We start from the raw sequence: 12243 nt of genomic DNA, 5'->3' as shown, positions 1-12243 counted from the left end.
ACAGAAAACAAGCCTGATCCGAAGCATCTTACGCATAAAATAGCGCTCCTCTTCCCACGCTAAGAGCACATCAACGAATTACGGATTGGAGGAAGCAACTGTGAGATCACGCCTATTATGGACGATCGCGGGCATCTCCGCTACGGTGGGCATCTTAATGTTTTTCCTGTATACGCCCGGAGCGCCCGGAACGCCAGGCCCTAGGCAGGCCGCCCAGGAAGAACCCCGAGCGGTGACGCCCCATCAGGAACAAACAATCAAGCAATCCACCGTTCATAACGACATCCTTGCAACAGACCGATTGAACCGTCAGGATGCGAGGCAGCATTTGCGGGCCATGGCAAACAACAGCCAATTGCGCAAGCCCGGCCAAATTCAGTCGTATGCCGCAAAAGAGCAGCGTACTCATCCGCATTTTGTCCAAGTCAAGTGGTTCCAGCTCGATAGCAATCAAGCGACAGATGTGAACGGTAAACTTCCGCAGCTGAAACCGCAGGATCAGGAGCTGATTAACCATCATTTCAAGAAGGCCCGGCAGAAGCTCAAGCGCGGAGAAGCCTACGAATCACCGAAATTCACCGTGGGTGGACAGCCCTACGTGATCGTGGCCGAGCCTTCCGCTGACAGGAAGATCGGTGCAGCCGCATTGATCAATGAAGCGGTGCTGCAGAAGGTGTCTCATCACCAGAAACGTAATCTGCGTCTGATTCCGTATCCGAAGGAAGGTAAATTCCGGGTTGAGTCGATCCATGCGGACACCCTGCGCGACATCACTGTGAAAACTGGCCATGACAACGAAAAAGCGAGCCATTTTTACGAAAATGAAATCGTGGTTTCCTTTCGGAATCCGCCGTCCGAGCAAGAGCTTGAAGCCATCTCCAAAGACATCGATTGCGGCAAGCCCCGCAAGCTCGGATATGCTTATGTATTTCGTTCCAACCGCCTGGATTATAAAGGGCTGCGTCAATATTTCGAGAAGAAATGGCAGCCGAAATATACCGAGCCTCACTATATTTATTTAACCAATGATCTTCCCCGTCAATCGGCCCGTTCCCGATCTGGCGCAGCCAACAGCGAAACGGTCAATATACCGAATGATATTCTGTTCTCGGAGTATCAGTGGAACTTGCCGGCCATTGAAACGAATCGCGGCTGGGATCTGTCCAAGGGGAGCGAGGATGTCATCATCGCCGTCATTGACACCGGGGTTGACCTGAATCATACCGATCTGGACGGTCAATTCGTTGAAGGATACAACGTTGTTGATCCGGAACAACAACCGATGGATGATGTAGGGCATGGAACGCATGTGGCTGGCATCATCGGGGCTCTGGTCAATAACGGCGAGGGTGTGGCAGGCATCAGCTGGTATAACAAAATTATGCCCGTCAAGGCACTGGACGCCTCAGGCACCGGAACGACCTATGCGGTCGCCGAAGGGATTATTTGGGCAACCGATCACGGTGCGAAGGTCATCAACATGAGTCTCGGCAATTATGCTGACTCCCAGTTCTTGCATGAAGCGGTTAAGTACGCCTATGACCGTGACGTGGTCCTGATCGCCGCCTCGGGTAATGACAATACCGAGCGCCCCGGATTTCCGGCGGCTTACCCCGAGGTGCTGGCCGTAGCGGCAACGGATGCCAATATGAATCGCGCCGAGTATTCCAACTATGGCGATTATATCGACATTGCCGCACCGGGAACCAATATCGCCAGCACCTTTCCGGGGAACCAGTACGCCGCGCTTTCGGGCACCTCAATGGCGAGTCCCCATGCTGCAGCTATGGCGGGACTTCTTCGGTCCCTGAATCCGGAGCTTACGAATCGGGAAGTGATGGAGCTCATGACCACGTACACAATTGATCTGGGCAACAGAGGAAGGGATAAATATTACGGAAGTGGCCAGATCGACATTTATGAGGCGCTGAATGCAGCGGCGGGAAATAGCCAAACTCCCGTTCAATTATGGCCGCAAAATGTCATTAACAGCCTGCTGGAAGAACTCCGGCGTCTGCGTTAACAATGACCGACCGTTCAAGCAGCTTTTGCCATCCATACCGGCAAAGGCTGCTTGATGCTGTCAATTCAGCGCCTTTAGGCAAATGCGAACCCGTACCGATTAACGCTTTCTGCGGGCGCGGCTGCCTGCACGCTTCTTGGCTGCTTTCGTTCCGGATACAGAGACAGGGCCGACAGGGCCGCCTACGCCAACAGGACCGGTCTCCTCATACGTGTAGAAATGCTGCTCAACCGGACAGCAGTGCACCTTGTCTACCACTTTGATGGGATGTATGACAGGAACAAGCTGCGGAACATAGTGATCTCTCACGATGACAATCGGGTCGCACACGATCGGTGATACAGTCGGGCATCCTTGCCCAGGGCATCCTTTTCCATAGGACATAATTTAAGCATCTCCTTTCCTTTGATGATTACAGCTTATTAGACCAGGGGCCATTTGGTATGGACGTTTGTCCCTTTAACAATATCTTCTTCAAGAACAGGTAAAAGCGCACACCTCTTGCACCCAAGCGGGCGCAGGAAGTGTGCGCTTCATTTCATGTTATTCATAAAAATTGTAGAGGCCGTCTGCAGTTAGGAAAGTTTGCCATAAGCCGGGTTCTGTGCTCTTGGTGGTCATAACGGGAACTACCCTGCCACATGAAGCGACAATCATCTATCTAGGCCTACCATTACTGATAGGCTCCAGCGACCAACCCGAACGCGCCTCGGGCAAAGGCTGTCTCCTCGAAAGAGACTGCGTTCCATTAGGTCTTGCTCCAGGTGGGGTTTACCAGGAACGAAGTCGCCAGCGTTCCTCGGGGTCTCTTACACCTCGGTTCCATCCTTGCCTGTGCTGCCATACAGCAGCCATCGGCGGTCCATTTCTGTGGCACTATCCTTCAGCTCGCGCTGACTGGACGTTATCCAGCACCCTGCCCTGTGGAGCCCGGACTTTCCTCTCGCGGTGAAACACCGCCAGCGATTGTCTGTCAAACTTTCCGGACGACGTTCATATTATACAGGAATTCGATAGGCGGCACAAGACACAAAAGATTGGTAATAGCTCAAAATAATGCCGCACCCCGCGTTACATAAACCGGAATGGCTCCGTATTGATTTGAGACGGAACGGCCTGGGTCTCGTATTTTCCATCCTGGAATTTCTGCTGCAGCCACTCGGCCACTTTGGCCTTCATAATTTTCTCAGCATTATGCCCCGGATCAATCATCGTCAGGCCGGCCGCCAGTGCGTCCTGAGCCGTATGATAATCTATGTCGCCGGTGACAAGCACGTCTGCCCCGCGGAATAGTGCCTTGCTCATATATCGGCCGCCAGAGCCCCCGATGACCGCTGCTTTCCGAATCACGCGGTCCGGTTCCCCTACGACACGCACGTGAGGAACGTCCAGCTTCTCTTTCACCACTTCGACCAGCTCCGCCAGGGTCATCTGCTCCTTCAGCTTCCCTACCCGTCCGAGCCCGAGCGATCGGCCCTTCAGATCCATCGGGTACAGGTCATAGGCCACCTCTTCATACGGATGGGCCTTCAGCATAGCCTGAATGACTTTATGGCGGACACCGTGCGGAACAATCGTCTCGATCCGCACTTCGTCAGCCCGCTCTATCTTGCCATGGGAGCCGATATAGGGGTCGCTTCCCTCTCGCGGCATATAGGTGCCAAACCCTTCAATGTTGAAGCTGCAGTGGCTGTAATTGCCGATCCAGCCGGCGCCGGCGCCCAGCACGGCATCGAGCACCTCCTGGTGATGACTTTTCGGAACAAAGACTACCAGCTTGGACAGCTGCTCATTGTGCAGGTCATGAATCGGCGACGTATCTACGATCCCGAGCGCTTTGGCCATCCAATCATTCATGCCGCCCTCGGTCACATCCAGGTTCGTATGACTGACATAGACAGCAATGTCATGCTTGATCAGCTTCTCATATACTTTTCCCATCGGAGAATCCGTCACCAGCTGCTTCAGCGGGCGATAGATGATGGCATGGTGAGCAATGATCAGCTCTGCACCCAGCTCAATGGCCTCATCCACAACCTCCTCGTTCACATCAAGCGCTACGAGCACGGTCTTGATCTCCTTCTGCAGCGTTCCGAGCTGAAGGCCGATCCGATCCTCGGGTTCAGCGACCTGCTTTGGAGCAAGCTGCTCCATATATTGAATTACCGTTTGTCCTTTGGCAAGCATGCCAGCACCTCCTGAATGACATTCATTTCTGCTTTCATATCCTCTGCTTTCTCAGCTGCTGCCGGAAGTTCGGAGCGAGACAATGAATCCAGAATACGTGCCATCTTGTCCAGCTCTAATCTCCATTTGTCATAAAACACCGGTTCCGGCTTCCGGGTCAGCCAAGGGCCGAACCGAAGAAGCCACTCCCGAGTCAGCATGGACCCTCCGGGCAGCACACGTTCCTGGTAAACCTCATCATTGGAGATCGCCGCAGCGGACTCCGGCTCAGCTACCAAAATCTCGTAGATCTTGCCGTCCTCCTCCAGGATCAGTTCCTGAATGAGAACCCATCCCCGTTCATGCAGCCAGACTCGAAGCGTATCCTCGCCTACGTTAGGCTGAAGCACCAGACGGCGCACCGAGGCCAGCTTGTCTACTCCGCGGCCCAGTATAGCCGCAATAAGGCTGCCGCCCATGCCCGCAATCGTTATCACATCCGCCTCACCAGGGGCGATGACGTCGAGGCCGTCCCCTTTGCGAACGTGGATAACTTCTGTCATCCCGGATTCCTTAACTTGCTTCAGGGCAGCCTCATAAGGCCCGGGATTCACTTCCCCGGCCACCGCCGATACTATCACGCCCTGCTGTGCCGCAGCGACAGGCAGCAACGCATGATCCGACCCGATGTCGGCCAGGCGGCTCCCGGCCGGAATCTGCTCAAGTATGAGCTGTAATCTTCTTGATAGCTTCACAATCATTCCCACACACCATTCATTAAATTATTGACGATTGTCCATAAAATTACCGTACCAGGCCCTACAACAAACTGCAAACCCTCTAAATTCCGCCTTCAAGTTTTCAATATTTTCCCAGCCAGGAATGACTTCAATCATTTGCAATGCCTGTTGAAAAGAGCTACAATTAAAAGCAAATGAAGGAATTATTTCCATAACGAACTAAATTTCCTGGCCGCTACGGAAAGAAAAAGACCTTGCTGCCATCATGCAGAAGGTCCCAGGAATCACGTTATTCGAGGAAATCTTTCAATCGCTTGCTTCGGCTTGGATGCCGCAGCTTCCGAAGCGCTTTGGCCTCGATCTGCCGGATCCGTTCACGCGTAACGCCGAACACTTTACCGACTTCTTCAAGCGTTCTGGTGCGACCATCGTCCAGACCGAACCGAAGGCGCAGCACGTTCTCTTCGCGCTCTGTCAGCGTATCCAGCACGTCTTCCAGCTGCTCCTTCAGCAGCTCATAGGCTGCCGCATCGGCGGGTGCAAGAGCCTCCTGATCTTCGATGAAATCGCCAAGGTGGGAATCATCTTCCTCACCGATCGGTGTTTCGAGCGACACAGGCTCTTGGGCAATTTTCATAATTTCACGAACTTTCTCGACGCTTAGCTCCATCTCTGCTGCGATTTCTTCAGGGGACGGCTCACGTCCGAGCTCCTGCAGCAGCTGCCTGGAGACACGAATCAGCTTGTTGATCGTCTCCACCATATGCACAGGAATCCGAATCGTTCTTGCCTGGTCGGCTATCGCGCGAGTGATCGCCTGACGAATCCACCAGGTCGCGTAAGTGCTGAACTTGAACCCTTTTTTGTAGTCGAATTTCTCAACAGCTTTCAGAAGACCCATGTTCCCTTCCTGAATGAGGTCCAGGAACAGCATCCCTCTGCCCACGTAACGCTTGGCGATGCTGACAACGAGCCGCAGGTTCGCTTCCGCCAAACGACGCTTCGCATCCTCATCCCCCTGCTCGATACGGTTCGCGAGCTCAATCTCATCATCCGCAGACAAGAGCGGCACGCGTCCAATCTCTTTCAGATACATCCGCACTGGATCGTTGATTTTAATGCCCGGCGGCAGCGCCAGCTCATCGTCGAACGAAAAATCCTCGTTATCATGAGACTCATCATCTGGCCGATGAGCTCCGTCATCGTCATTCTCATTCACCACATCAATGCCCAGATCGGCAAGCTGCTCATAGAACTCCTCAATCTGCTCGGTGTCCTGATCAAATGGCGACAACTTTTCCATAATATCTTTATAACTCAATACGGATCTCTTTTTACCCTGTTCAATTAGTTGTTCCTTTACCTGATCCAGCGTAAAATCCGTTTCTAGTTCAGTATGCTGATCATTCGCCATCTTTCGACTCCCTCCTCCCTAGAAACAGTAAAGCTTGGCCTTCATTGTCTTTCTAGGGCGATAATCTCACTTGCAATTTGGGCGGCTCGCAAATAATCACCGGAGCGTTCCGCCGCAATCATTTCTTCTTTTTTCTGATCGATCAATTTCTGCTGGGGGTACTTCTTCACTTCTCGTATGCAGTCGTCAAGCACTTGAACATTCCAGTCCGCCGGCGCTTCCATCATCATGATCGAGCTGACCGTCTTCTCCAAACGATCATCGTGCAGAGATGACATAAAGCGGCTGATATCCGGAGCTTTCCCCTGTGCGTAATAAGCATATAGATAAGCAGCAATGGCTGCATGATCTTCAATATTAAATGATTCCCCGAGGTGTTCGCCTACATAACGTGCGGCCTCTGCATCCTGAAGCATCAGGGACAGCAGCCTTCGTTCTGCTGCATGATATGCGGGTAGAAGGACAGGTGCAGGCTGACTCCCTTTTTTATGCCTACCATTATTCCACCGATTTCCCTTATTATCCCCATCCCCCATCTTTTTTTGCATGGACTGCCTGAGCAGGTTGCAATCCTGCTTGAGGCTTTCATACGAAAGATTCAACTCGGATGATAATTCCCTCAAATAAACTTCCCGTTCGGTTGAGGAATGCAAAGCGGCGATAATGGGAAGCGCATCTTTGGCATAAGCAATTTTGCCATCTTCTTCTAGCAGTATATGGTTTTTCTTTAAATATATAAGTTTAAATTTTGTCGTGGAGACAGCCGTCTCCATCACATGTCTGAATCGTTCAGCCCCGAATTTGCGGATGTATTCATCCGGGTCGAGACCATCGCTCATCAAAGCAATTTTCACCCTGAGGCCTACGCCTTCCAACAGCGGTATCACTTTCATGGCCGCAGCCATTCCGGCTTTGTCCCCGTCATACACGATAACGACTTCGTCGGCGATCGACTTCATCAATGCCGCCTGATTCTCGGTAAGCGAAGTGCCCATGGTGGCCACACCGTTGTGGTAGCCTGCCTCCCAAGCCGAAATGACGTCTCCGTAGCCTTCAAATAAAAGAAGCTGACGCGATTTGCGTATGGACGCTTTCGACTGATGCAGATTGTACAACGTGCGGCTTTTGTTAAACAGCAGCGTTTCCGGGGAATTCAAATACTTCGGCTGACCTTCCCCCAAAATTCTTCCTGCGAAAGCGATCACATTGCCCGTACGATCATGAATCGGAAACATAATGCGTCCCCGAAAGCGGTCGAGATACCCGTCCTGTTCATGTCTCGCGGATAATAAACCGCCCTTCTCCATCTCCTTCAGGTCAAATGATCGTTTCTCAAGAAATTGTACCAATGTGTCCCAGCGGTCCGGCGCATAACCGATCTGAAACTGATCGATCATCTTGTCGCTCATCCCGCGGGATCGCAAATACCGCATCGCTTCCGTGCCGTGCTCGGTATTTTTCAGCAGGAAGTGATACAGCTTGGCGCTCAGCTCATAAGCTTCCAGCAGTCGTTCCTTCTCCGGATTTCGAGGAATTACGGGAACCCCTTGCCCTTCCGGCATCGAGATATCATTCTCTTCGGCCATGGTCTTAACGGCTTCGGGGAAGGAGAATCCTTCGATTTCCATTCTGAATTTAATGGCGTTTCCGCCTTTACCGCAGCCATAGCAATAGAAAATCTGGCGCTCCGGCGTAACCGTAAAGGATGGGGTCTTTTCCGAATGGAAGGGACATAAGCCCTTTAAGTATTTCCCCTGCTTCGTAAGGTTCACGTATCTGCTGACCGTATCCACAATATCGGCCTTGGCTAGCACCGCCTCGATGACTTCATCCGGAATACCGCCTTGTCCGGTACTCATCCAAACCACCTTCATCTCTGTTAGCACGTAAATAAGTATTCGCTACAAGTGGACATTCTCCTGCAACTCTGTTAAAAGTTTTGTCAGTTTATGTTGAAAAAAACTTCGGTCTTCATCAAGCAGCTTGCGAGGACCTTTGCCGTATTTCCCAGACCTTCTGGCCTTCGCCGCATGATGTCTGGAATCCAGGAGAAAATCGATGTCTTCATTGCGAAGCAGGCGCCCGCGAAACGATATGACATGACAAGCCTTGGCCAGTGCAAGCGCAGCCAGTCCATAATCCTGGGTCACCACAACATCCCCGCGGTGAATATGATTGGCGATATACAGATCCGCGCTTTGATCGCTTCGGTCCACCTTGACGACAGCAACGCCTTCTTCAGCCTGCAGCAGATGATCGTAAGACGACACAAGAACCACAGGCACGCCAAAAACGCGAGCGGTCTCAGCAATCTCCTTCTTGACCGGGCATGCGTCCCCGTCAACTACAATCCGTGTCCCCGTAGCCTCGTTCATTCGCCTCACCTGCTTCTCAGCCATACGATTAGCGCAGTATTTACTGCATTTCTTACCCGCTTTCATGAAACTTCATTCAGAACAACATCTTTAAATATTATTATATACTTGTTTAGCGGATTAAAATCCTGCTTCATAAATAAACACCCGGCAAAAGAATAAGCCCGATGATCAACCGTCGTAGCATGACGAAAGCGGCATCCCGCGCCTAAACACGGGCTCCGCTTTCATTGAGCACACTATTATAGCATTTCGTCCGTTATGCTGTCACTATCCTTGGCGATTGCAACATCCGCTCGTTCTGCTTTCCGAAGAATGGTTGCGCAGCTCTTATGACCACACCAATTTAGTGAAATCCGCAAACTTTTTAAGGTCGCTGTCAATGCCTGACAGCAGCGCCAGCCGGTTCGTCCGGACCGCTTCATCCTCGGCCATAACCATCACCGAATCGAAAAATCCGGTAATCGGCGCCTTCATATCGCCAAGCAGGGCCAGTGCGCGCACGCCGTCTGCTGCTTCAAGCGCAGCCAGGTAAGGCTCGCGGACCGTCTTCCACGCCTCATACAGACGCCCTTCTTCGGCTTCCACGAACAACTCCGGATTCACCGCTGCTTTTCCGGCTTTAGCAGCCAGATTGCTGACCCGGTTGAACGATTCAACCGTCGTTTTGAAATCATCGGTTTCCGTGACGGCCTGCATCAAGGCTTGCCCGCGCGAAACCACCGAAACCACCTGGTCGAAGCCAGCGGAAATGACGGCATCCACGACATCATACCGCTGCTGCTCGGACAGCAGCTTCTTCACACGCAGCCCGAAGAACTCGTACAAGTCTTTGCGGATCTCGTCCGCCGAGCGCTTCAGCGCCCGGATGTTCTGATGCACGTCGAGCGCAATCGTGAACACCTCCGACAGCGTGATCGGCAGCTTGTGCTCCAGTATGATCTGAACGATCCCTTGAGCCTGACGGCGCAGCGCATACGGATCCTGCGACCCTGTCGGAATAATTCCGATGGAGAAGCAGCCTGCAATCGTATCGATTTTATCCGCTATGCTGACGATGGAGCCCACCTGTGTCGTCGGTACCGCATCCCCGGCAAAGCGCGGCTGATAATGCTCAAATACCGCCTTGGCCACCTCTTCCTTCTCTCCAGCCTTGCGGGCATAATCCTCGCCCATCACGCCTTGCAGCTCCGGAAATTCGTAGACCATCTGGGTTACGAGGTCGAATTTGCAAATATCCGCGGCCCGGCTCACCGAATCGGCGGTATCCCCGGTAGCGTTCAGCTTCGCAGCCAGCGCATCGGAAATGCGGCGAATGCGGCGCACCTTGTCTCCAATCGTGCCCAGCTCCTCATGGAATACAATGCTCTCCAGCTTGGAAAGGGCGTCCTTGATCTGCAGCTTCTGATCCTCTTCATAGAAGAACTTCGCATCTGACAAGCGGGCGCGCAGCACTTTCTCATTTCCTTTGGCAATTACTTCAAGCGAGCGGCTGTCCCCGCTTCGTACCGTAACAAAGTACGGCAGCAGCTGTCCCTGGCTGTCCAGAACAGGGAAATAGCGCTGATGCTCGCGCATCGAGGTAATGAGCACCTCCTGCGGAATTTCCAGGAAGGACGGATCGAAGGAACCGTACAGCACCGTAGGCGTTTCAACCAGGAACAGCACTTCCTCCAGCAGATCGTCCTTAATGGCGATATTCCAGCCCTTCTCCTTGGCCAGTGCCTGAATCTGGGATACAATCATCTCTTCGCGTTCGTTCACATCAACAATAACATGCTGACTGCGGAGCGTCTCGCGATAAGCCGAAGCCTCACGAATAACCGCCTCACCGCCCAGGAAGCGATGTCCCCGGGTTACGTTACCTGATGGAACGCCGGTAATTTCAAGGTTGATAACCTCGCTGCCAAATAGAGCGACAAGCCAGCGGATCGGACGCACGAATTTAAACTCATGACCGCCCCAGCGCATATTTTTCGGGAAGGTCATCGACGTTAATACGCCGAGCAGCCCTTCAGCCAAAATCGATTGGGTCTGAACGCCGGCGCTGTTCTTCGTAACGTAGATGTATTCTACACCGCCAAGCTCTTTGAAGGTGAAGCTGTCCGGCTCTACGCCCTGGCTTCTTGCAAAACCAAGCGCCGCCTTGCTCCACTGCCCGTTCTCGTCCAACGCGATTTTCCGGGATGGCCCCTTCACTTCCTCGCTGACATCCTCCTGCTTCTCCGCGACATCACGCACCCATACGGCAAGCCGGCGAGGCGTTGCGTAAGCCTGCACCTCTCCGAACGGTATGCGGGAAGCTTCCAGCCATTGGACGGTTTTGTCCTTCAGCTGCTCCATGGCTGCACGAAGGAATCTGGCCGGCACTTCCTCCAGCCCGATTTCAAACAACAAATCTTTAGACATGCTCCGCGCCCCCTTTCTTGATCAGCGGGAAGCCCAGCTTCTCGCGCTCCTCCAAATACGTGGCCGCTACCTGGCGTGCCAGGTTCCGGACTCTCATGATGTAACCTGTGCGCTCCGTCACGCTGATCGCTCCTCTGGCGTCCAGCAGGTTGAACGTATGCGAGCATTTCAGGACATAGTCGTATGCCGGAAAGACCAGGTTCTGGTTCATCGCTTTGTTAGCCTCTTCCTCGTACATGTTGAACAAGGTAAACAGCATTTTCACATCCGAAACTTCGAACGTATACTTGGAATGCTCGAACTCCGGCTGATGGAACACGTCTCCGTAAGTAATGCCATCCACCCATTCCAGATCGAACACATTCTCCTTATCCTGAATGTAAGATGCAAGCCGCTCCATCCCGTATGTAATCTCTACGGCTACCGGGCTCGCATCAATGCCGCCCACCTGCTGGAAATACGTAAACTGGGTGATTTCCATGCCGTCCAGCCATACTTCCCAGCCAAGACCCCATGCGCCCAGCGTCGGTGCTTCCCAGTTGTCTTCCACGAAGCGGATGTCATGATCCAGCGGATCGATGCCAAGACGCTTCAAACTTTCCAGATAGAGCTCCTGGATGTTGTCCGGCGACGGCTTCAAAATAACCTGGAATTGATGGTGCTGGTACAGCCGGTTCGGATTTTCCCCGTAGCGGCCATCGGCCGGTCGGCGGGAAGGCTCCACGTAAGCGACATTCCACGGCTCAGGACCGATGGAGCGCAGGTACGTCATCGGGTTCATCGTCCCCGCACCTTTTTCCGTGTCGTAAGGCTGTACGATGATACAGTTCTGCTCTGCCCAAAATTGCTGCAGCGTCAAAATCATCTGTTGGAAATTCATGATTTTACTCCTTTCTTGGTTCCGGAGTTGCAAACCTCGATACTGCCGTTCCCGCAGCATGCCTTATGGGAGCTGATCCGCCACACCATAAGGATTGCCGGCTGAGAACCGCCGCTCGACGATGCAATCATCCTCAAAGTACGAGTCTGCACAACAAAAAAGCTCTCATCTCTACGCCTGTTGTACAGACGTAGGGACGAGAGCTGACGCTTCCCGCGGTTCCACCCTACTTGGCC

Annotated in this window: 9 protein-coding genes and 1 other RNA gene; 1 reads left to right on the top strand and 9 read right to left on the bottom strand. The window is 52.9% G+C overall.

Features of this window, described 5'->3' with window-relative positions; genetic code table 11:
* The first annotated feature begins 100 nt into the window (after positions 1-100).
* Positions 101-2023 (top strand): S8 family peptidase, encoded by a 1923-nt coding sequence (locus CHH75_RS03465; RefSeq protein WP_095263135.1) that lies wholly within the window; start codon positions 101-103, stop codon positions 2021-2023.
* 99 nt (positions 2024-2122) lie between these two features.
* On the opposite strand, the gene CHH75_RS03460 is transcribed toward CHH75_RS03465, so the two are convergent.
* From CHH75_RS03460 to glyQ, 9 genes are all read right to left on the bottom strand, one after another.
* Complete coding sequence (locus CHH75_RS03460) at positions 2123-2407, bottom strand: hypothetical protein (protein ID WP_095263134.1); 285 nt, start codon at positions 2405-2407, stop codon at positions 2123-2125.
* Positions 2408-2599: 192 nt separating this feature from the next.
* An RNA gene (rnpB, locus tag CHH75_RS03455) (RNase P RNA component class A) lies at positions 2600-3005 on the bottom strand.
* An 89-nt stretch (positions 3006-3094) separates the two neighbouring features.
* Positions 3095-4210, bottom strand: coding sequence for a Nif3-like dinuclear metal center hexameric protein (locus tag CHH75_RS03450; RefSeq protein WP_095263133.1), 1116 nt, complete (start codon positions 4208-4210; stop codon positions 3095-3097).
* Positions 4186-4944, bottom strand: coding sequence for a tRNA (adenine(22)-N(1))-methyltransferase (locus tag CHH75_RS03445; protein WP_095263213.1), 759 nt, complete (start codon positions 4942-4944; stop codon positions 4186-4188). Before CHH75_RS03445 ends, CHH75_RS03450 begins: the two co-directional genes overlap by 25 nt.
* Before the next feature lie 274 nt (positions 4945-5218).
* Positions 5219-6343 carry an RNA polymerase sigma factor RpoD gene (gene rpoD / locus CHH75_RS03440; protein ID WP_095263132.1) on the bottom strand — a complete coding sequence of 375 codons (1125 nt, stop codon included), beginning with the start codon at positions 6341-6343 and terminating at the stop codon, positions 5219-5221.
* A 41-nt stretch (positions 6344-6384) separates the two neighbouring features.
* Entirely contained in the window at positions 6385-8202 is a 1818-nt protein-coding gene (dnaG, locus tag CHH75_RS03435; RefSeq protein WP_095263131.1) for a DNA primase, read from the bottom strand.
* A gap of 42 nt (positions 8203-8244) precedes the next feature.
* Complete coding sequence (locus CHH75_RS03430; protein ID WP_095263130.1) at positions 8245-8742, bottom strand: YaiI/YqxD family protein; 498 nt, start codon at positions 8740-8742, stop codon at positions 8245-8247.
* A 306-nt stretch (positions 8743-9048) separates the two neighbouring features.
* Positions 9049-11127: a glycine--tRNA ligase subunit beta gene (gene glyS / locus CHH75_RS03425; protein ID WP_095263129.1), complete on the bottom strand. Its 2079-nt coding sequence runs from the start codon at positions 11125-11127 to the stop codon at positions 9049-9051.
* Complete coding sequence (gene glyQ / locus CHH75_RS03420) at positions 11120-12007, bottom strand: glycine--tRNA ligase subunit alpha (protein ID WP_095263128.1); 888 nt, start codon at positions 12005-12007, stop codon at positions 11120-11122. The genes glyS and glyQ overlap by 8 nt, the downstream gene beginning before the upstream one ends.
* Between the last annotated feature and the right edge of the window lie 236 nt (positions 12008-12243).

It is taken from the genome of Paenibacillus sp. 7541 (assembly GCF_002276395.1).
Lineage (GTDB): Bacteria > Bacillota > Bacilli > Paenibacillales > Paenibacillaceae > Paenibacillus_AQ > Paenibacillus_AQ campinasensis.
The sequence above is the reverse complement of the archived record's forward strand: the minus strand, read 5'-3'. Positions and strand labels throughout refer to the sequence as shown.